Origin of the sequence: Paenibacillus campi (genome assembly GCF_034659835.1) — a bacterium.
GTDB classification, from domain to species: Bacteria; Bacillota; Bacilli; order Paenibacillales; family Paenibacillaceae; genus Saccharibacillus; species Saccharibacillus campi.
The window spans coordinates 909,997-931,878 of record NZ_JAXSQZ010000001.1 but is presented as its reverse complement, the minus strand read 5'-3'; the positions used below and the strand labels follow the sequence as shown (position 1 = coordinate 931,878).

The following is a 21,882-nucleotide window of genomic DNA, read 5'->3' as shown; positions in this document are numbered from 1 at the left end:
CCTCTTATTCGTCAGCAAGCCATGTACGCAGCAAGTTTACAAATTCGTCCGGTTTCTTTTTCGCCAGCGATTCGAGCTGTTTACGTACTTGACTGTCATTGGTCAAGTTTTCCAAACTAATGGAAGGCAATTCTGTAACTGGCGGAAGCATCATATCTTCGCCCATTTCTTCAGCTTGCTGTTTGCGACGACGATAAACGACGAGCGCAATAATCCCGATTACTAGTGCCGCTGCTACGCCAGCCATCCACTGCCAGTTGGAGGCAAGGAAGCCGTCACCGCTGTAATCGTTAGTTGCAAATGGTTGTGGAGACATTACGCTAACTTTACTTGCAATCGCTGTCGCATCAGTATAAGTGATTCCGTTTTCTGCCAATGATGTTCTAACGATGTTTTCAAGCATCGTTTTGATATTAGCATTCAGTTCATCTTGTTGCGTTTTAACAGTATTATCTTTTGGGTCTTGAGCGCTTGCTGCAACAAGAGTCGGATTCGGATCGATCAGAACGTTAATGCTCAAATCTTGTACATGATACGGACTTGCGGCAATTTCATTATGAATTCGGTTCACTTCATAATTGATCGTGCTCTGCGATTTCTCGGATGATGTATTTCCACTGGAGGAGCCTCCAGGATAAGTCGGTGTATCGGTGGAACCTGTACCTGCTGTACCGCTATCAGGAGTAGAAGTGCCTGTGTACGATTCCTGAATTTTCTGGGCGCTAATTGCAATCCCTTGCATATTGTCTGTATCAACCGGTTCAACGCGATCTTCCTTCGTTGTGCGCTGATCAAAATTGAGTGTGGACGTTACGAGTACATTTACTTTATCCGGACCAAGCAAGCGAGCCAAAAATTGTCTTACGTTATTTTCAACATCAGCTTCATACTTTTTCTGCAATGCCATATTGTCTTGCACCGCGCCGATCAGATTGCCTGAACCGCCGCCTTTTACTGTAGCGACCAGCTCGCTTCCGTCTGTTCCGTCCGTAATCGTGATGTTATCGATCGGAAGGCGAGGTACTGCCGTATGCACGAGATTAAAATAACCGTCAATTGCTTCCTGCGAAGCGCGGAAGCCTGGTTTGAACTGCATAACAACGGATGCGCTTGCTGTATCCTTATTCTCATCGGTTGCAAACAAGCTTTCTTGTGGCAAGTTAATGAGCACCTTCGCATTTTGAACACCGTTCATATTGCGAAGCAATTGGGAAACTTCCCCGTTGAGTGCATTTCTGTATTTGATATTAAATTCATTATCCGTCATCCCGATCGCAGATGAACTCGTATTGAATTCGCTGAAACCGATCGTACCGTTCTGAATCAGTCCTTGAGAACCTACCGCTACTTTCACTTTAGCTGCACTTTCGGAAGGCACCGAAATGGTCGTGCCATCCTGACTGAGCTGGTAAGGAATCTTTTGCCCATCCAAGTATTGCATGACCGCCGCAGAATCGGTCGCATCCAGATTTTGAAATGCAACCTCATATTGGGTTTTGGTAAACTGCATCGTTAGCACAACAATTGCAATAATAATAAATGCAAGCGTTGAGATCAGTAGAATTTTCTGATTTTTGTTAAAGTTTTTCCAGTATTGCACGAGTTTGTCTCTGTACTGGACAATTCTTTCATTCACAATGCCACCCCACTCGAAACTTTGCTATGAAACCTCATCTCAGTCCATTTACATTTGTGTCCGCATAATTTCTTGATACGCTTCAATGGCTTTATTTCGAATCTGGGCAGTCAATTGCAGACTTAACATCGACTTTTCGCCTGCAACCATCACCTGGTCTACGTCTGCTTTACCGATCAGGAACTGATCATTTAACTTGTGTACGTTTTGCTCTTGTGCATTAACTTGCTCCAATGCATCAGCCAAATAAGAACCGAACTGATTCATCGCTTCTCCCGGGGTCGTTTGAGTCGGAGAAACCGCATTTTTCATTTGAAGTGGTGAAGTGCCAGCGCCAATATTAAACATTGTGTTTTCTATCATTAATTACCCCTCCTTCCAATTTTTGATTCATTACTTACCAATCTGCATTGCTTTCATTAGCATTGCTTTTGTGGCATTCAGTGCAGTTACGTTAGCTTCATATGAACGCGAAGCCGATATCATGTCCACCATTTCTTTTAAAGTATCGACGTTTGGCATTTTTACATAGCCGTTTTTGTCAGCATCCGGGTGTGTTGGATTGTACACCAACTTGAACGGTTCTTTATCTTCCTCGATGCCGACAGCTTTGACGCCATTTATACCTGAGCTATTTGATCCGTTCATTGCATTATCAAGGGAATCAGCAAATGAAGACTTGTTAGGCGCAAGCACAACCTCTTTGCGGCGGTATGGCACCGCTTCGCCATTTTGCACGCTTGCTCTAGTCGTTTCGGCATTGGCGATATTGGAGGAAACGACATCCATACGCAGACGCTGTGCAGTCAGTGCAGAAGCACTAATATCAAAACTGTTACTGATTCTCATCTGTTACGCTCCTCCTGTGCCTTGAATCGCGGTACGCATCATTTTGATCTGATGATTAACTTGTTCGATGTACGTATTGTAGCGAAGCTGATTTTCAGCCAAATTCGACATTTCCACATCGATATCTACATTATTAAGGTTGTTGTTCATTACCGTTCCCTCATCTGTAACAACGGTAGGCTGTGGAACACTGTCTGGCGAACTTCCAATTTGGAAATGACGCGGGTTAGTAGTAATGCCACGGAATGAACTAGTGCCATCATCAAGTTGGGACTGAAGCATGTTTTCAAATGAAACTTGAGAACGTTTAAAATAAGGTGTGTCTGCATTGGCGATATTGTTTGTAATGACTTGTTGTCTAAGATTAGCTGCACTTAGCGCACCTTCTAATCGACGAAAACCCACATCATTAAGCAAATTCACTTACGCCACTCCTTTCACTAAAATATATTTAAACTAACAAATGTAACTTGCATTTTTTTCATTTCATCTAATCATTCGACAAATATTGCGGAATTATGTTGTTTTTACTCGTTCTGCGTCGTTTTTCCTAAAAAAGTGATACCATAAGTTTCCTAGAGAATTGGTCTTAAGACAATAAGAAGAAAGGACTATCTTTTAGCAAGTAAAATCAGTTTTTGTCTTATTTTGAATATTTTTTTCCAAATAGTATAAATAATATGACATTTAAAACAAATATTGTTATCAATTAATTAGAAAAAGTACTTTATTTTTACATTTTCAAGCAATTCAGCGTCTGGAAAAACTGGAAATAAACAAGGAAATAAAATAGTCATTTTGTTACAGATTATTGAAAAATAGCTTTCTTTTCGATCTAAATATACTATTTTACGTCCCAAATCCTAGTTCGGATTACTTAAACAATATGAAGTTCAAATGAATTTGTCAAAAATATACTAATTTATTCCAAATTATCGACTTTTTTTAACAGTGCTTAAATCTGTACTGTATGTTGTCGATAACTTGCATATTTACGCAAACGCCATTATCATAACTTAAGTTCGCTAAAAAATCTATATCAATTTATATCATTTCAAAAAGTAAGATACGCGCACTTTTAAATCGTCGCTTCATAATTGGTATTGCTTACTGAACTATTATACTTATCATACCGTTTTCACACATTTGAAAACATAGGAAAAAGGCGGGGAACTGCCCAATCCAGCCCCCCACCTTTTTCCTAAAATAAAACCTATCGTTTTTAATCTATTCCTACTCCACTAAACAAGCGATGAGCATTGCTTATAAAATATATTGGCTCAAATCGCGATCTTGGGCAATGTCTTTCAGCTTTTCCTGTACATATTGCGGTGTGATCACAAACGTATCAAGCGTAAGTTCTGGCGCTTCAAACGAAATGTCTTCCAGCAACTTCTCCATAATCGTATGCAAACGACGTGCCCCGATATTTTCCGTATTTTGATTGACCGTTGCCGCAATGCTGGCAATTTCGCGAATCGCTTCATCGGAAAATTGCAGCTCGATATTTTCCGCACGCAACAAATAGGCATATTGATGAGTGAGCGCATTTTGCGGTTCTTTCAAAATGTTAATAAAGTCTTCCATCGTCAAACTTTCCAATTCGACCCGAATCGGGAAGCGCCCTTGCAACTCTGGAATTAGATCGGACGGTTTGGACGTATGGAATGCGCCTGCCGCGATAAACAAAATATAATCCGTTTTGACTGGACCATATTTGGTCATAACGGTGGAACCTTCTACGATCGGCAAAATATCGCGCTGTACCCCTTCACGGGATACGTCCGGGCCTGAGCTGCTGCGCCCTGTGCCTGCCACTTTATCAATCTCATCGATAAAAATAATACCGCTTTGCTCTGCACGGCGCACCGACTCTTGATTCACATCATCCATATCAAGCAATTTGTTCGCTTCTTGTTGGGTCAATACTTTACGTGCTTCCTTAATCGGAAGTTTACGCTTTTTCATCCGTTTAGGCAGCAGATTCCCTAACATCTCCTGCATGTTCATGCCCATCTGATCATTTCCTTGACCCATAAACATATCCATCATATTCGGCGTTGTGTCTTCTACTTCAACTTCGATAATTTCATCTTCAAGCTTGCCGGACAACAAATCAAACCGAATCTGTCTACGCTTTTCATGGATCGATTGTTGTTCATGAGGATCGGAACTCGGTTCCTCCGTGGAATGCGTATTTCCTCCACCGCCGCCAAACAGCATTTCGAACGGATTACGCTGATTTTTGGCTTTAAACGAAGATGGCACCAAAATGTTAACGATTTGTTCGTTGGCGGCTTCTTCCGCTTTATCTTTTACCTTTTCCGTACGTTCAGCTTTCACGACACGAATGGACGTTTCCACCAGATCGCGTACCATCGATTCTACATCACGGCCGACATAACCGACTTCTGTAAACTTGGTTGCTTCCACTTTTACAAACGGCGCATGCACTAGCTTTGCCAAGCGACGGGCAATTTCCGTTTTACCGACACCGGTCGGTCCGATCATTAACATATTTTTAGGAATGATCTCGTCCTGAATATCCTCCTGAAGCAGGCTGCGGCGGTAACGATTACGAAGTGCCACGGCTACCGATTTTTTAGCTTGTTTTTGACCGACAATATATTTGTCTAATTCTGCTACAATCTGTCTTGGCGTTAACGCCTGGGCATCTTTATTCATGCTGTGTCCCTCCATCCTAAATTCAGAAACAAAAACCGGTACAGTCCCGCCCCTGCAAGTGGAGTACGGACCGCACCGGCCAGGCTCATAGTTCTTCTACAATAATGTTATCGTTCGTGTACACACAAATTTCCGCTGCAATTTGCAACGAAGATTGCACGATATCACGCGCTTCTAAGTCTTTACCGTGGCGTTTGAGCGCACGTGCAGCCGACAGAGCAAAATTACCACCTGAACCGATCGCAATCACATCATCATCAGGCTCAATAATTTCTCCGCCACCGGAAATAAGCAGCATACCGGTTTTGTCCATTACGATTAGCAATGCTTCCAGCTTGCGTAGCACACGATCCGAGCGCCATTCTTTGGCAAGTTCAACAGCAGCACGTTGCAAATTGCCATGATGTTCTTCCAATTTGGCTTCGAACTTCTCAAACAACGTAATCGCATCAGCAACCGAACCGGCAAATCCAGCCAGTACCTGACCACGATACAGACGACGGATTTTTTTGGCATGTTGCTTCATAATGACGTTTTGTCCAAAGGTTACTTGTCCATCACCGGCAATCGCTGCTTTACCATGATGACGTACGGCACAGATTGTTGTTGCGTGAAATGAAAGCTCCATCTAATTTCCCTCCTGTTCGTCGTCTCTCAGCATTACGGATGACAAGGCAATTGGTTCCATGATTAAGTGCATGTAAATTAGCAACTTCATACTAAGCTGTGTAAACCAACAGTTAAACTGAAGTAAAATCGGTTGTTTGCCTAACGACACGGCAATAGGATCATCCGCTTGTTTTGATCGCCATATATCTATATTCAGTTGCCCATGCAAACAATGGAAGCCCATATTAGTCAACAGAGATGACATACACAAGCGACCTATACCACTACGATCACATATCGGACGTTTATAAAGCTGCGGTTTACGTCATATGCATAATACAGACCATATACGAGCCGCTTCGTAAACGCCTTATCATTACTTGACCTTAATCGGCGGATTCGGCAGTCGCAACCGGCTCTGCTTCCGGCAGTTCAAAAAAAGTACGAATACTGTCCAGCGCCTGCTGCGCCAACATTTCGTTTTTTTCCTTTTTGTTGCGGATTTTCTTTGCCGGTTTAGGCAATAGACCGAAGTTTGCATTCATCGGCTGGAAATGCTCTGGATCAGCTTCGGTAATATAATGCGCCATACTACCAAGCGTGCTCGCTTGTGGCAATACTAGCAATTGTTCCCCTTTAGCGAGCCGAGCAGCATTCAAGCCGGCAATCAAACCGGAAGCAGCAGATTCTACATAACCTTCTACCCCTGTCATCTGACCCGCAAAAAAGACATTTGGATTGTTTTTCAACTGATACGTAGGTTCCAGCAGGCGTGGCGAATTAATAAACGTATTACGGTGCATTACGCCAAAGCGCACAAATTCGGCATTTTCCAAACCAGGAATCATTGAAAATACACGACGTTGCTCGCCCCATTTCAAATGAGTCTGGAAACCAACCATATTGTACAGCGTGCCTGCGGCATTATCTTGACGCAACTGCACGACTGCAAACGGCAATTCCCCAGTATGCGGATTCACGAGTCCAACCGGCTTCATCGGACCGAACAATGCAGTCTGCTTGCCACGCTTCATCATAATCTCGATCGGCATACAGCCTTCGAAATAAATTTCCTTTTCAAATTCCTTCAATTGAGCGGTCTCTGCTCCAACCAATGCTTCATAAAACGCATTGAACTGCTCCTCATTCATCGGGCAGTTCAAATAGGCTGCCTCCCCTTTATCATAACGGGAAGCGAGATACACTTTGCTCATATCGATCGAATCTTTCTCAATGATCGGTGCCGCCGCATCATAGAAATAAAAATACTGTTCCCCGAGCAGTTCTTGAATTTGTTTGGATAATGCCGGCGAAGTGAGCGGGCCGGTAGCGATCACCACGATGCCATCTTTCGGCAGCTCCTGCACTTCTTCATTTAATACCGTCACTAATGGATGATTGTGCAATGTCGATGTGATTTCACCGGAAAAACCATCACGGTCAACCGCAAGCGCCCCACCAGCCGGTACAGCATGGCGATCTGCCGCTCCCAGCACGAGCGAATTCAGCATCCGCATTTCTTCCTTCATCACGCCAACCGCATTCGCGAGTGTGTTGGAACGCAGCGAGTTACTGCATACAAGCTCGGCAAACTGGTTCGTATGGTGTGCCGGTGTTTTCACAACCGGGCGCATTTCATATAACTGTACAGGTACGCCCTGACTGGCGATCTGCCATGCAGCTTCACTGCCTGCAAGTCCAGCTCCGATAACGGTTACCTTTTGAATCTCTGACACGATAAAAACCCCCTGAATGTCTTCCCGTAGATAATGAGTGAAAAATAGCACGACTTGTATCCAGTTCATATGCTGAATACAAGTCAGTCGTTGTGCTGCCTTTGTCGTATTTATAGTATACGTGAAATGATATGGAAATTCTAATGAGACAGCGGACGATCATTCCGCTGCGGCAGATGACTGCACCGTATACGTATGCGGTATAGCAGTTTAATCCATTTCCACCGCATCTTCATTGTCATTTTCCTCTACCATTTCCGTATGGTCACAGCTTGTGCATTGTAGCTTGACACCTTGCTTATTCCGCTTTTCGACCATCATCGATGTGCATACCGGGCAAGGTTTAGGCGATGGGCGATCCCATGATACAAAATCACATTCAGGATAACGATTACAACCGTAAAATACACGGCCTTTTTTGCTGCGGCGCTCAACGACATCACCTTCATGACAAGTTGGGCATTTGACACCGATATCTTTGATAATCGGCTTTGTCGTGCGGCAATCTGGAAAACCGGAGCAAGCGAGAAACTTGCCGAAACGTCCCAGCTTGTACACCATATGACGTCCGCATTTATCGCAAATCTCATCGGACACTTCGTCCTCGATCTCGATTTCTTTCATTTCTTCTTCAGCGAATTCAAGCCGCTTTTCGAATGATTCATAAAAATCATTCAGCACCTGTACCCAGTCTTCTTGACCTTCTTCTACATGGTCAAGGTCTTGCTCCATATTAGCGGTAAATTCCACATTCAGAATCTCAGGGAAAAATTCCTCCATTTGCTGAATAACAAGCTCACCCAGCTCGGTCGGCATAAACTTTTTCTCCTCGATCGCTACGTAGCCGCGCTTTTGGATCGTTTCGAGTGTTGGCGCATACGTACTCGGACGACCGATCCCGAGTTCTTCCAGCGTTTTTACTAATCTTGCCTCCGTATAACGTGGTGGCGGCTGTGTAAAATGCTGCTTTGGCTCAATATTTTCCGGCGTCGGTTTATCGCCTTTGGCAAGCGGTGGTAGAAACTTTTCGCTTTCTTCCTTACCATCATCATTGCCTTCTACATACACTTTCATAAAACCTTGGAACCGAACTTTCGAACCGACAGCGCGGAATGTTGCAGGCCCGGCGGCGATATCAACGGACATCGTATCCAGTACGGCAGAAGCCATCTGACTGGCGGCAAAACGCTCCCACACTAACTTATAGAGACGGAACTGATCGCGGCTCATATATTCTTTTACCGATTCCGGCTCACGGCTCGCAGAGGTTGGACGAATCGCTTCATGCGCATCCTGTGCGTTGGCATTTTTTTTCGTATATTGACGCGGTTCTTCCGGAATATAATCATTGCCGTATTTGCCTGTAATATATTCCCGAATTTCTTCCTGTGCTGAGGCGGCAATTCGGGTAGAGTCTGTACGCATATAGGTGATCAGACCGACCGTGCCCTCTTTGCCCAAATCGATCCCTTCATATAATTGCTGGGCGACAGACATCGTTTTCGCTGCGCGAAAGTTCAGTTTACGCGCGGCTTCCTGTTGCAGCGAAGACGTCGTAAATGGAGCGGCTGGATGGCGCAGTCGTTCGCGCTCTTTAATTTCGTTCACTTCAAACGTAGCATCAGCGATCGCTGCCAATACTTCATTCACATCTTGCTCGCTGTGCAGCTCTTTTTTCTCACCGTTCAATTGATGAAACTTCGCTTCAAACGTCGTATCGTTGATCGTCAATCTGGCGGTAATGCTCCAGTATTCTTCAGGCGTAAACTCTGAAATTTCATTTTCACGATCGATAATAATTTTGACGGCAACCGATTGTACACGACCGGCAGACAAACCCTTTTTAACTTTCTTCCATAATAGGGGGCTGATCTTGTAGCCGACGAGCCGATCTAATATACGGCGCGCCTGCTGGGCATTGACCAAATCCATATTAATTTGACGCGGCGTTTTAAAGGCATCTTTTACCGCTTGCTTCGTAATTTCGTTAAATACGACACGGCATGCTTCGCCTTCATTCACATCTAGCGCATGCGCCAAATGCCAGGCAATCGCTTCGCCTTCACGATCCGGGTCAGCTGCGAGATAAACTTTTTTCACTTTTTTTCGTGCATCTTTTAATTCTTTCAGAATGGAACCTTTGCCACGAATCGTAATATATTTGGGATCGAAGTCATTTTCGACATCCACTCCAATTTGGCTTTTTGGTAAATCACGGACATGACCCATAGATGCTTTAACGATAAACTTGCTGCCCAAATATTTGCCAATCGTTTTCGCTTTTGCTGGTGATTCCACAATGACGAGTGAATCTGCCACAGGTTTGTCCCCCTTTCCGTTATGCTATCTATAATTTGCATGATATTAAGCTATATATGGCACCAGAGCGCTGACTGATCTGTTTTTTTATGATTAAAGATAACAGAACCGTATGCAAAAGTCCAAAATCAAACTGTGATTTCGTTTGAATTTCGTCGATCGTTGCGTCACCCTGCTCCAATATAAGGTATATCGTCTTTTCCTGTTCTGTCAAATGAGAAATATTTGTAAGCTTCGGTTCAGGCGTATAATTCACGTTGTTAACTATTCCATTATCTTCCTGTTTCACGTATGTTTTATCACACAAATCGTGTGCGATTGAATCATATTCATTGATGACATCGTGTACATCGGTAACCATAATGGCACCTTGTTTGAGCAGTGCCAATGTGCCTTTGCTTTTCGGTGAAGTGATCGGACCTGGAACGGCAAACACATCACGATTGCTCTCCATCGCATAGTCAGCCGTAATGAGCGAACCGCTGCGCTCATCCGCTTCAACGACGATTGAGCCATGCGCCAAACCGGCGATAATGCGATTGCGCTGTGGAAAAGTGCCTGGCGAAGCTCGTGTACCGAGCGGATATTCCGATATGATCAATCCATGCTGACAAATACGTTCATATAGCAACCGATTTTCCAACGGATAAATTACATCGACCCCGGTTCCAAGTACAGCAATCGTGCTGCCATTTGCTTGCAATGTCGCCTCATGGCACACGCTATCGACTCCGCGCGCCAACCCGCTTACGATCGTTATCCCACGTTCACTTAATCCTCCCGCCAACAGCTCAGCAACACGTCGCCCGTACGCTGTCGGCACGCGTGTTCCGACCATGCCAATACAGAAGGAATGAAGCAATTCGCTCCGCCCACGCATATACAATACCCACGGCGGTTGAGCGATTTGCTTCATTAATAGAGGGTACGTATCGTCCATCATCGTCACGATATCGATGCCTTGCTCGGTGTATCGGGCTAACTTATTAGTAATAGCGCTTTCGCTTAATTCAGATGGCAACCATTGCGCCACTTTTTCGGGCATGCCTAAGCTACGCCAGCGTCCGGCACTCCATGCCGGCAGTTCGCGCAGGTCCACATGCTGTTGTAGTATACCATATATCCTTTTCCAGCCAATACCTGCTGTTTCATGCAAACCGATCAACACATCACGTTCATCCAGCATAGTCCATCTCCCCCAAATCGGAGTCGGATGAAATCACCTACTCCATTTAATCGTAAGTTCATTTAGATTGCAAGCGTTTACTCGATCGAAACGATCTATCAACAGATGGCATATAGCTTAAAATGCAAAAAAGCAACCTTCTCTGCCCTATGGCTTCAAAGGTTGCTTACCTTGTATAAATGATTATAAATTTCGTATAGTTGCTTCATTCATTATAGATGAACACATCACAGAAAGTCCATCCCATTTCGAGACAGACTTTCTGTATATTTATGCAGCCGTTCCGGTACATTCACAGTGTGACACGTATCTCATTTTCATCGAAATACGTATCGGATGATATACTGTATCAGCGCAAAACGGCTCCATCAATAATCAAATGAATATGTTCATGCCGCTACTGCACACTTAGTGCGTGGTGCATTCGCTTAGCAGACCGCGTTCTTCCAACACTTCAACGAGCGTAGAGCCCATTTCGGAAGGTGTTGGAGCGACTTTAATACCGCAAGATTCCAGCTTGGCGATTTTCTCAGCTGCTGTACCTTTACCGCCGGAAATGATCGCGCCCGCGTGACCCATACGTTTGCCTGGAGGCGCTGTTGCACCGCCGATAAAGCCAACAACCGGCTTCGTCATATTCGCTTGAATCCATTCAGCCGCTTCTTCCTCTGCCGTACCGCCAATTTCACCGATCATAATGACAGCGCGTGTGTTCGGGTCTTCGTTGAACAGTTTCAGAATATCGATAAATTCGGAGCCTTTAACCGGGTCTCCACCGATACCGACTGCAGACGATTGACCGATACCACGAGTAGACAGTTGGTGAACCGCTTCATAGGTCAATGTACCACTACGGGATACAACGCCAACATAACCCGGTTTGTGGATATAGCCCGGCATAATACCGATTTTACACTCGCCTGGTGTAATAACACCTGGACAGTTTGGTCCGATCAGGACGGTCTTTTTACCTTCCAAGTAACGGGATACTTTTACCATATCCAGTACTGGAATACCTTCTGTAATACAGATAACAAGATCAAGCTCCGCATCGATAGCTTCCAGAATCGAGTCGGCTGCAAATGCAGGCGGAACGTAGATTACGCTTGCGGTTGCACCGGTTTTCTCCTTCGCTTCGATAACGGTATTAAATACTGGCAGGCTCACATTTTCGCCGTTTTCCAATGTAATATCAACGGTTGTGCCGCCTTTGCCTGGTGTTACGCCACCTACCATTTGGGTACCGTAATCGAGCGCGCCCTTGGTGTGGAACAATCCCGTAGCACCGGTAATGCCCTGAGTGATAACTTTTGTATGCTTATCTACCAGAATACTCATTGTCCAGTCACAGCTCCTATCACTTAAATTGGGTTCGGATGTTATACGAGTGCAACGATCTTTTGTGCACCGTCAGCCATAGAGTCGGCAGCGACGATATTCAAGCCGGATTCAGCCAAAATTTGTTTGCCGAGATCGACGTTTGTACCTTCCAAACGTACGACTAATGGACGGCTAAGACCTACTTGTTTCGCCGCTTCCACTACACCGTTAGCGATCACATCACAACGCATGATGCCGCCGAAAATGTTAATAAAGATACCTTTTACGTTCTCATCGGACAGGATGATTTTGAACGCTTCGGTTACTTTCTCGGTCGTCGCACCGCCCCCTACATCAAGGAAGTTCGCGGGTTCGCCGCCGTAATATTTAATAATATCCATCGTTGCCATCGCCAGACCTGCACCGTTAACCATACAACCGATGTTGCCATCGAGTGCGATATAGCTAAGGTCAAATTTGGAAGCTTCGATTTCTTTTTCGTTTTCTTCCTCCAAATCACGCAGCTCCAAAATTTCCGGATGACGATACAATGCGTTGGAATCAAAGTTCAGCTTCGCGTCCAATGCCATAACTTGACCATCGCCGGTTACGACGAGCGGGTTGATCTCGGCAATCGAGCAATCTTTGTCTACAAATGCAGCGTACAAAGACATCATAAACTGAGCTGCTTTGTTCACCAGCTTAGTTGGAATATTGATGGCATAAGCCAGCTTACGTGCTTGGAATGGCTGCAAACCGATCGCTGGATCAACAGCTTCGCGGAAGATTTTTTCCGGCGTTTTCTCCGCCACTTCCTCGATCTCGGTACCGCCTTCTTCGGAAGCCATTATAACGACGCGGCCAGTGGCACGGTCGATAACTACGCCTATGTAATATTCTTTTTGAATATCACAGCCCTGTTCGATGAGCAGACGTTTGATTTCCTTGCCTTCAGGGCCGGTCTGATGCGTTACGAGCACCTTGCCGAGCAGTTCCTGTGCATACGTACGCACATCCTCAATGCTCTTTGCTATTTTGACGCCGCCTGCTTTACCACGGCCGCCGGCATGAATCTGTGCCTTAACGACACAAACCGGGCTTCCGAGCGATTCAGCCGCTGCTACAGCTTCTTCCACCGTAAAAGCAACCTTACCTTCGGGTACTGCCACACCATACTGTTTAAGCACTTGTTTTCCCTGATATTCATGGATATTCATCTGGTAAATCCTCCTATCGGCATGAATGCATTCCGGCAATATTGCCCGGCAAATCAACAACCTTTGCTATTGTACCACGTTTTTAAAACGCTTTCCTTAAAAATTTTACCATTTTAATCCACGCCACAGCCAAAATTAAACAGCCGGGAGATTTCCACATATTGGACAAATCACTCTGCTGTATGCTCCTTTTGACCAGGTGCGCCTACAGGGCAGCAGGCCTATAGCTAATATACCATGTATACGTTAACAAAGTAAAAAAATAAATCCTCTTTCGCGTTAAACGCCAAAGAGGACTATAACTTACCGACCCTGCGCAGGGTTTAATATAAAGCGAACATCGTATAATGTTCGCAGCGGTTTACTTACCGCTACCGCTTGCATTCACTTCGTGCACCGTCTTCAGCAAATGACGGAATTCATGCAACAATTCATCCAGCTTGTCCACATCCATACATGTTCTGCGACGCAAATCATCCGGAATGGACACGGCTTTCTCCTGCAAATTCCAGCCTGCTTCAGTCAGCGTAATGTGAACTTTACGCTCATCTTCAGTAGAGCGCTTACGAATAATCAATCCGGCTGCTTCCAGACGTTTAAGCAGCGGCGTCAATGTACCTGAATCAAGATAAAGGGCGTTACCCAGTTCTTTTACTGTACATTCACGTTGCTCCCACAGTACAAGCATAACAAGATATTGCGAATATGTGAGCCCAAGATGCTCCAGCAGCGGCTGGTACATTTTGGTCATTTCACGCGAGGATGCATAAATCGCAAAACAAAGCTGATTTTCCAGCTTTAATTGCGGATGAGGATATTCCTGGGAAGTATCCATAAATGTGATCACCTGCTTTTAAGATAAATTTGTGATAATAAAATGTATTCAAAATCATGCGCATATTAACGTGCATGTCGCTTGTAAAACGATAATTCAAAAAGGTGGTGTCTATAGGAACATCATGCAGATCGGAAAGCATGTCCTCCTTACCCGATTGGATCGATCAACACGTTCGGGCAGAAGACATACGTGGTCTCTAGCTCTCTCCAGCTCCAAGTTATCTAAAGCAATTACGAGAGGTTCCGTTTTCTAATATATGAACGGATGAGAATACATGATGCTTAGAGCATATTGTATCATAAAATCAATTGTTTGACATTAATATAATAGTCACCATTTTACTTTTTTAATTAATTGTGATAAATTAAATTTTGTAAAATCAAATTATAAAAAGGTGGTTTATATAATGTTAACTATCCAACAAAAAATGTACGAAACATCTGTCAAAGCGGTAGGCGGTCGTAACGGTTATATCGAGTCATCCAGCCCTGAACTGCGTCTTGATATATCTACGCCAAAAGAAATGGGCGGCGCAGGCGGTGCCGGCACGAATCCGGAGCAACTGTTTGCGGCAGGCTATTCCGCTTGTTTTGATAGTGCGCTCAATCTGGTCGCACGTATGCAAAAAGTAAAACATGAAGGCACCGAAGTGATCGGCACTGTAAGTTTTGGTAAAGCAGAAGATGGCGGCTTCGCGCTTGCTGTGAAGCTGGATGTGCTCGTTAAAGGTGTAGAACGTGAAACGGCAGAGCAGCTTGTGCAAGCAGCTCACGATGTATGTCCGTATTCGCGTGCAACACGCGGCAATATCGCGGTTGAGCTGAACGTATTGTAATCTTTTAAAATATTGTAGCCATTCGGGACGGCACGTTGATCGACGAAGGCTAATGAACGACAAAAACTGATAAACATGTATACATGTATTTGTATCGCAATCTATACGTTTGTCGCTAATCGAACAGATCAAATGGCTAGTGCAGTCTCCTGACAAACATAAACAACTCTAAATTCACATCCATAACACCTATTGTAATGCACCTGTAGCAATACGTACCGGCATAAACGATGTTGTTTATCCGTCTCTATTGTAGCAGGTGTATTTTTTGTGCGCTTTCTTGGAGCTTCGTTCACGTTCATTCAAGTATCCAGATTGTGTTGTGTCGGTTTCAATAATGTAAGCATTGTGTCAAAATTTGCTCTGCCGTTTATGTATGTTATGATGTTGTAAGCCACATCAAGGCTTGCAGCTTTTTTCAGTAAATTCATACGGTATTCACAGGAGGTCAATCATGACAAAATTAAAAATCACAACATTGCTGCTTGCGCTAACTGTAGTTGCAGCAACAGGCTGCTCTAACAACAGCAGCAACACTACCAATTCCGGCACACCGACAACGAGTGAACAAAGTAGCGAAAGTACAAGCATGACTACACCAGATAACGCTGCAACCGAGAGCGCCGAATCGACAACGGACACGACCGGCAGCACCGAAAGTACAACATCAACGGATCAAGGTAGCAGCTCGGCAACGGCAAACAGTGATCTGACGACTAAACAAGTTGCTGCCGCAATTGAAAAACAAGGCATCAAGCTCATTTCCAAACCGGAAGAAGGCTGGACGCTAAACAATGTAAAACCAGATCGTTATGTAACGAATAGTAATGCCAAACAAGCGGAGCCGGTATCGATCTATGTATTCAAATCCGAATCCGACCTGCAAACCGGTCTGAAAGACTTGGAAAAACAGGTGAACGGTGTCCCATTCCGCAAAACGGAATATACAAAAGGCAATGTGCTTGTCATCTACTGGTTCGATCCTGACCTGAACAAAGGCAACACCGAAAAAGGCGTACTGGATGCCAAAATCGCCAAAGCTGTAAACAGCCTGTAAGCGGCGTACAGCGATAAGTTTATCATTTGGCATTACCGGATCGTGCAGCAACATTCGATATGATCATGATGCGATACAACTGGATCATATACACCCCCATTAGATGGAGCAGAAGCTAGCTTCATCCATTCAAACCTATATGCCCGCATACGATAAACTCGTGCTTCACTGGAGATAGTTATCGAACTGCGGGCATATTTTGATCGTAGTATACGACCAATAGCTTGACCAAGTATGATTTCATTTCTTAAGCTAGTTCAAGTGCTTATCTATAAAAATTTCGGTACATAATCAAAATTAAAATTCAACTTGGTTTGCACACTAATTCATCATTGTCGGCTTGTTTATCGTAAGCGCAAATAACGTGTACTTTGCTCTGCTCATCGGAACAATAACGGTGAAGATGGACTCTACGGAAAATGGACTACGTTTTCAATCCGCTTCGCAATATTTCCACTCATCCTCCGGCATCTCATATTCATCCGATGAAAACCGCTGCTCCACAAACGGATCAGCCACATTATGAAACCCGTGATCTTCCCAAAATCCGCGTCGATCGTCTTTCATAAACTCAATCCCACGCAACCATTTGGCACTTTTCCAAAAATACAGCTGTGGCACGACCATCCGCAGCGGCGAGCCATGTTTGGCGGTAAGCGGTTTGCCATCATAATTCCAGGCGAGCAGCACATCATCTCGCAGCAATGATTGCAGTGGCAAATTAGTTTCATAATCAGGGTCAGCGTGCAGCATCACATAACGCGCTTCCGGCTTGACCTTAAGCTCATGCAGCAAATCAGCAAAACGAACCCCTTCCCAAACGGTATCAAATTTGGACCAACGGGTTACACAGTGAATATCGCTCACTGTTCGTGTCACCGGCAATGATTGCAGTTGCTTCATCGTAAACAGACGCTCCTGCTCCACTTCACCAAATATGCGCAAATTCCAAGACGCCAGATCATACTCCGGCACATCACCATAATGTAAAATCGGAAAGCTGTCGGTCAATGTTTGCCCAGGTGGTAAACGATGCTGTAATTCACTGCCCAGTTCGATTGGTTTCGGTGCAGGTGCTTTTTTCAAACGATCCGCTTTGTCGGACATTACCATTCCTCCTCATTCGTTTACTGCTATTGATCGAAGCACTTGATTCCAGCATTTCAAAACGACCAATACTACAAGTCATCCTTACCCTTGATGATTGCTATCGCTCATCTCGTTCAGTACGCAATGCTAACTCAGCGATAACCGGGTAATGATCCGACGGATATTTGCCTTCAAAATCGCGGCGCTCAATTGTAGCGGACAGCACATGCCATATCGGTTCAACAAATATATAATCGATCGGCTCGCCTTCCACCCCTCCAGCAAAATCATGAAATGTTCGTCCGTATTCGCCCTGCAAGCTGTTATACACATCATACAATCCAGGCAATTCGCCCAAATGAGGCAATTGTCCGTGCAAATATTGCAGCGGCGGCTCCGACGGTTGTCCATTCATATCGCCCATTATAATACCGGCACTGTTCGGATCAGCTGCCGCATGTTGCTTCATCATCGTCACGACCAGCTTGGCACCTTCCAGCCGTGCCTGCTCTCCGATATGATCAAAATGCACATTGTACACCCGCATGATCGCTTCGCTCTGGCGATGGCGGAATCGTCCCCATGTACAAATACGTGGAAAATCACTATCCCAGCCGAGTGAGCCTGCAACTGTCGGCGTTTCCGATAACCAAAATTGTCCCTGCTCCAACAATTCAAGCTCATCGTTACGGTAAAAGATCGCACAATGCTCATCTTCACTGCCTCCGCGCCGACCTTCACCAATCCAGTCATACCGTGGAAGTTGCGGCTGCAAATCATCCAGCATCACACGGTACGCTTCCTGTACACCGATTAGCGTAGGCGATTGATCCATTATCGTCTGCGCTGCCCATAAAGCACGATTTGCCCATTCATTGCCTGCATCATACGCCGTATACGTACGCAAATTAAAGGTCATTACTTTTACTGCGGTGGGCAGCGGTTTAGATTCATGTTCTACCATTGAGTATTCAGTCCTTTCCATAGGTGTGCTGCTATTATCGTTTGTTACACTGTAATTTACTATTCCAACTTAGGATGAACCTTAAAGCAAGCAAATTGACCTTGTGCATCATCGCAATCTTCATAGCGATAGTTGCCAAATGTAATGGCATTTCCGTACCATTTGCTGCTGCAACAGCGTTGCTATCGTATTGATGTTATCGATTATCCATTTCAGTCCATTCATGTGGTCAATTGCAAACATAACGTATTCGTCGCTTTTACGGTATAGGACAGCCAATCGTAAGCGCCAATTTAGGTTAGCGCTGTAACAATGCTTCCGCTTGCTCCATCATTTGCTGCACAATTTCGGCAGCAGGCTGGCGATCGGTGAGCAGTCTCGTTCCTTGTCCTGCCCATAATGCCATATGCTCGGGATTATGTTGGTCAGCGGCTGCGTTACGGATAGCGCGTGTTAACGTATTTTGCGTCGGGAAAGCTAGCGGCTCCATTCCAGCAGTGTTCCAATGTCGTATAAATGCATTACAAATTCCACGTGCAGGACGCCCGGAAAAAGCATTCGTAATGACCGTGCTCTCCTCTGTACTTTGCAGTAGCGCCTGCTTGTATACTTCATGTGCACCCGATTCAGCAGAAGTGAGAAAACGTGTGCCCATTTGCACGCCTTGTGCACCAAGCGCAAGTGCAGCGATCAGTCCACGCCCATCCATAATGCCGCCTGCAGCAAGCACCGGAATACGAACATGGTCAACGATTTGCGGAACGAGCGCCATCGTCCCGATATTAGAACCAAGCGGCTCCGTGCGGATATCAAATGTACCTCGATGTCCACCTGCCTCACTGCCTTGTGCCACGATTACATCACAGCCACTTGCTTGCGCTTGCATCGCTTCCGCTACCGTCGTTGCTGTACCGATCACTAGCATGCCAGCCGACTTTGCCTGTTGCATATGCATGGCGGACAACAAGCCAAATGTAGTACTAATGACAGGCACATGTTCTTCCAGCAATACGGCAAATTGCGCTTCAAAATGGTTAGGTGTCACGATCTCATTGCGGGCAGGTGCTGGAATACGTAGCGTTTGTCGAATCGGCTCCAATTGTTTCAACACCGCCTCCCATCCATCGTACTGATCACTGCCGATATGTGCAAACAAATTTACCGCAAACGGTGCATCCGTCTTCGCTTTAATTTCCTTTATCATCTGTCGAAGCTGTGGTGGATTAACATAAGCGCCCCCAAGCGTACCCAGTCCACCTGCATTTGAGACTGCCGCCACCAATGTCGGCATATTGGCAATGCCTGCCATCCCGGCAAGCACGAGCGGATAACGAATCCCCATCATTTGGCAAAAGTCAGTATTCCACTGAATTGGCATTTCTAAACCTCCTATTATGAGTCTGGTTAAGCGCAAAAACAGCTACAAATGAGTTTCCACATCGGTGTATAGATGCATCTTCATCTGTCTGAGTGGCACAGTCTAATCAACCAATAGTATATACTACGATATTTAGCTTCATCATCGTAGCACTGAATCGCCTCATTGTTGGGCGATTGATGTAGATTGTATCCATTTGGATGCACGTTATAACTATATAAAAAAAGCGAACCCGCTCCTCCTTTGTAAACGTTTCAGCCAAAAAAGCTCAGTTTCTAAAATATTTTCCGTTCCCTCAATTGACAACTTGTATATACAGGTATAGAATCAACATTGCAGATGATCTTGTATATACAGGTTAGATGATGGATGCAGCTGCATTTATGTACACATACTAATAGCGTAGCGCAGCTAACTTGGGGATCGGGTTAACGCATTTACAGGAGGAATTATACAGATGAATAGAACGGAGTGGTGGCGCAGATCGACCGTTTATCAAGTTTATCCGCGCAGTTTCAACGATACAACAGGTAACGGAATCGGAGACATTCGAGGTTTGACCGAAAAGCTTGATTATTTGCACGATTTGGGCATCGATATTGTGTGGCTACAGCCCGTTTATGTTTCACCGCAAAATGATAACGGTTACGATGTTGCCGATTATCGCGCGATCGATCCGATGTACGGTACGATGGACGATTTTGACGAGTTGCTGAGCGGAATTCATCAGCGCAATATGCGTCTGATGCTCGATATTGTGGTTAATCATTCGTCAACAGAGCACGTCTGGTTCAAGCAGTCGCGTCAATCTAAACATAATCCATATCGCGATTATTATATTTGGCGTGACCCTACACCAGGCGGCGGCGTTCCTAACAACTGGCAATCCAAATTCGGTGGTTCGGCATGGCAGTATGATGCGCAGACCGGGCAATATTATCTCGCTTTATTCGACCCGACCCAAGCTGATCTAAACTGGGAAAATGAACAAGTTCGGCATGAAGCAGCCGAATTGATGCGCTTTTGGACGGACAAAGGGGTGGATGGCTTTCGGCTTGATGTGATCAATCTGATTTCCAAAGATCAACATTTTCCTAATGATGAAGGCGATGATCTGATCATTAGCGATGGTCGCAGATTTTACACCGATGGGCCAAAAGTGCATGAATACATTAAAGAGTTGTACGACAATGTATTCGGTCCGTATGAGCTGGTGACGGTTGGCGAGATGTCGTCCACGACACTGGAACACTGTATTCGTTATTCCAATCCAGCGGAACGGGAATTTTCGATGACGTTTAACTTTCATCATCTTAAGGTTGATTACCCGTACGGTCAGAAATGGGAATTGATGCCTTACGATTTTGAAGCGCTGAAAACACTGCTTTCACAATGGCAATCCGGCATGTATATAGGCGGCGGCTGGAATGCTCTGTTCTGGAACAATCATGATCAGCCACGCGCTTTATCGCGTTTTGCTGATGATGGACGTTATCGGGTTGAAAGCGCTAAAATGCTGGCAACTACATTACACGGTTTGCAAGGCACACCGTACATTTTTCAGGGCGAAGAAATCGGGATGCCCAATCCGCACTGGAACGATATTACCGAATTTCGCGATGTCGAATCCAAAAACATGTATCGCATTATGGTCGAGCTGGGCAAATCACCGGAGGAAGCATTTGCGATTATCGCCCGCCGTTCGCGTGATAACGCCCGTACACCGATGCAGTGGGGTTACGGACCAAACGCCGGCTTTACCGATGGCACACCGTGGATCAAACTGGATGAACGCTATCCGGAAATTAACGTCAGCCTGCAACAGCATGATCCAAATTCGATTTTCAGCCATTACAAACGGTTGATTGCCCTGCGTAAAACCGAAGCTGTATTGACCGATGGCAATTATATTCGTCTGGACAACCAGCATTCACAAGTGTATGCCTATGCCCGCCAAACGGAACGCGATACACTGGTCGTTATATCCAATTTTACCGATCAGCCTGCCGAATTAAACTTGCCGGACGAGATAAACAATGTAAAACCGGTGACAGTTGAGCTGCTTGCCTCCAATACAGAGTATGCGCCCGCTCTGGACAGTACCGTATGGCTTGAACCTTATGCATCTTATATGTGGGTCATTCGGGGGTAAAGCCCCCGGTAT

18 protein-coding genes are annotated in these 21,882 nt (G+C 45.2%); 3 read left to right on the top strand and 15 right to left on the bottom strand.

Annotation, left to right across the window (positions count from 1 at the left end; genetic code table 11):
* Nucleotides 1–4: 4 nt before the first annotated feature.
* The 12 genes from fliF to U1I11_RS03650 form a co-directional block, all read right to left on the bottom strand.
* Complete coding sequence (fliF, locus tag U1I11_RS03705) at nucleotides 5–1,636, bottom strand: flagellar basal-body MS-ring/collar protein FliF (protein ID WP_322903902.1); 1,632 nt, start codon at nucleotides 1,634–1,636, stop codon at nucleotides 5–7.
* Between the two features lie 48 nt (nucleotides 1,637–1,684).
* Nucleotides 1,685–1,999 carry a flagellar hook-basal body complex protein FliE gene (gene fliE, locus U1I11_RS03700; protein ID WP_322903900.1) on the bottom strand — a complete coding sequence of 105 codons (315 nt, stop codon included), beginning with the start codon at nucleotides 1,997–1,999 and terminating at the stop codon, nucleotides 1,685–1,687.
* A 30-nt stretch (nucleotides 2,000–2,029) separates the two neighbouring features.
* Nucleotides 2,030–2,485, bottom strand: a complete 456-nt coding sequence (gene flgC / locus U1I11_RS03695) for a flagellar basal body rod protein FlgC (RefSeq protein ID WP_322903898.1) — start codon at nucleotides 2,483–2,485, stop codon at nucleotides 2,030–2,032.
* Between the two features lie 3 nt (nucleotides 2,486–2,488).
* The gene (gene flgB, locus U1I11_RS03690; protein ID WP_322903896.1) at nucleotides 2,489–2,908 is read right to left on the bottom strand and encodes a flagellar basal body rod protein FlgB; all 420 of its coding nucleotides are present in this window, start codon (nucleotides 2,906–2,908) and stop codon (nucleotides 2,489–2,491) included.
* Nucleotides 2,909–3,748: 840 nt separating this feature from the next.
* Nucleotides 3,749–5,170 (bottom strand): ATP-dependent protease ATPase subunit HslU, encoded by a 1,422-nt coding sequence (gene hslU, locus U1I11_RS03685; protein WP_322903894.1) that lies wholly within the window; start codon nucleotides 5,168–5,170, stop codon nucleotides 3,749–3,751.
* An 85-nt stretch (nucleotides 5,171–5,255) separates the two neighbouring features.
* Nucleotides 5,256–5,798, bottom strand: a complete 543-nt coding sequence (gene hslV / locus U1I11_RS03680) for an ATP-dependent protease subunit HslV (protein ID WP_322903893.1) — start codon at nucleotides 5,796–5,798, stop codon at nucleotides 5,256–5,258.
* Between the two features lie 367 nt (nucleotides 5,799–6,165).
* Nucleotides 6,166–7,515 carry an FADH(2)-oxidizing methylenetetrahydrofolate--tRNA-(uracil(54)-C(5))-methyltransferase TrmFO gene (gene trmFO / locus U1I11_RS03675; protein WP_322903891.1) on the bottom strand — a complete coding sequence of 450 codons (1,350 nt, stop codon included), beginning with the start codon at nucleotides 7,513–7,515 and terminating at the stop codon, nucleotides 6,166–6,168.
* A gap of 210 nt (nucleotides 7,516–7,725) precedes the next feature.
* Entirely contained in the window at nucleotides 7,726–9,834 is a 2,109-nt protein-coding gene (gene topA, locus U1I11_RS03670; RefSeq protein WP_322903889.1) for a type I DNA topoisomerase, read from the bottom strand.
* Between the two features lie 28 nt (nucleotides 9,835–9,862).
* Nucleotides 9,863–11,020, bottom strand: coding sequence for a DNA-processing protein DprA (gene dprA, locus U1I11_RS03665; protein ID WP_322903888.1), 1,158 nt, complete (start codon nucleotides 11,018–11,020; stop codon nucleotides 9,863–9,865).
* A 408-nt stretch (nucleotides 11,021–11,428) separates the two neighbouring features.
* Nucleotides 11,429–12,358 carry a succinate--CoA ligase subunit alpha gene (gene sucD / locus U1I11_RS03660; protein WP_322903886.1) on the bottom strand — a complete coding sequence of 310 codons (930 nt, stop codon included), beginning with the start codon at nucleotides 12,356–12,358 and terminating at the stop codon, nucleotides 11,429–11,431.
* A gap of 41 nt (nucleotides 12,359–12,399) precedes the next feature.
* Nucleotides 12,400–13,557, bottom strand: a complete 1,158-nt coding sequence (sucC, locus tag U1I11_RS03655) for an ADP-forming succinate--CoA ligase subunit beta (protein WP_322903884.1) — start codon at nucleotides 13,555–13,557, stop codon at nucleotides 12,400–12,402.
* Between the two features lie 361 nt (nucleotides 13,558–13,918).
* Nucleotides 13,919–14,392 carry a MarR family winged helix-turn-helix transcriptional regulator gene (locus U1I11_RS03650; RefSeq protein ID WP_322903883.1) on the bottom strand — a complete coding sequence of 158 codons (474 nt, stop codon included), beginning with the start codon at nucleotides 14,390–14,392 and terminating at the stop codon, nucleotides 13,919–13,921.
* 409 nt (nucleotides 14,393–14,801) lie between these two features.
* Between U1I11_RS03650 and U1I11_RS03645 the strand changes: the two genes are divergently transcribed.
* Both U1I11_RS03645 and U1I11_RS03640 read left to right on the top strand, forming a co-directional pair.
* On the top strand, nucleotides 14,802–15,230 hold the full coding sequence (locus U1I11_RS03645) for an organic hydroperoxide resistance protein (RefSeq protein ID WP_322903881.1): 429 nt from the start codon (nucleotides 14,802–14,804) through the stop codon (nucleotides 15,228–15,230).
* A gap of 454 nt (nucleotides 15,231–15,684) precedes the next feature.
* On the top strand, nucleotides 15,685–16,287 hold the full coding sequence (locus U1I11_RS03640; RefSeq protein WP_322903880.1) for a hypothetical protein: 603 nt from the start codon (nucleotides 15,685–15,687) through the stop codon (nucleotides 16,285–16,287).
* Between the two features lie 432 nt (nucleotides 16,288–16,719).
* Here the strand turns inward: U1I11_RS03640 and U1I11_RS03635 are convergent, their stop codons facing one another.
* From U1I11_RS03635 to U1I11_RS03625, 3 genes are all read right to left on the bottom strand, one after another.
* The gene (locus U1I11_RS03635; RefSeq protein WP_322903879.1) at nucleotides 16,720–17,394 is read right to left on the bottom strand and encodes a sulfite oxidase-like oxidoreductase; all 675 of its coding nucleotides are present in this window, start codon (nucleotides 17,392–17,394) and stop codon (nucleotides 16,720–16,722) included.
* A 100-nt stretch (nucleotides 17,395–17,494) separates the two neighbouring features.
* A complete protein-coding gene (locus tag U1I11_RS03630) occupies nucleotides 17,495–18,340 on the bottom strand; it encodes an endonuclease/exonuclease/phosphatase family protein (RefSeq protein ID WP_322903877.1) in 846 nt (281 codons plus the stop codon).
* A gap of 298 nt (nucleotides 18,341–18,638) precedes the next feature.
* Entirely contained in the window at nucleotides 18,639–19,718 is a 1,080-nt protein-coding gene (locus U1I11_RS03625; RefSeq protein ID WP_322903875.1) for an NAD(P)H-dependent flavin oxidoreductase, read from the bottom strand.
* A 457-nt stretch (nucleotides 19,719–20,175) separates the two neighbouring features.
* Here U1I11_RS03625 and treC point away from each other — a divergent pair, with 457 nt between their 5' ends.
* Entirely contained in the window at nucleotides 20,176–21,870 is a 1,695-nt protein-coding gene (gene treC / locus U1I11_RS03620; RefSeq protein ID WP_322903872.1) for an alpha,alpha-phosphotrehalase, read from the top strand.
* The last annotated feature ends 12 nt before the right edge of the window (nucleotides 21,871–21,882 follow it).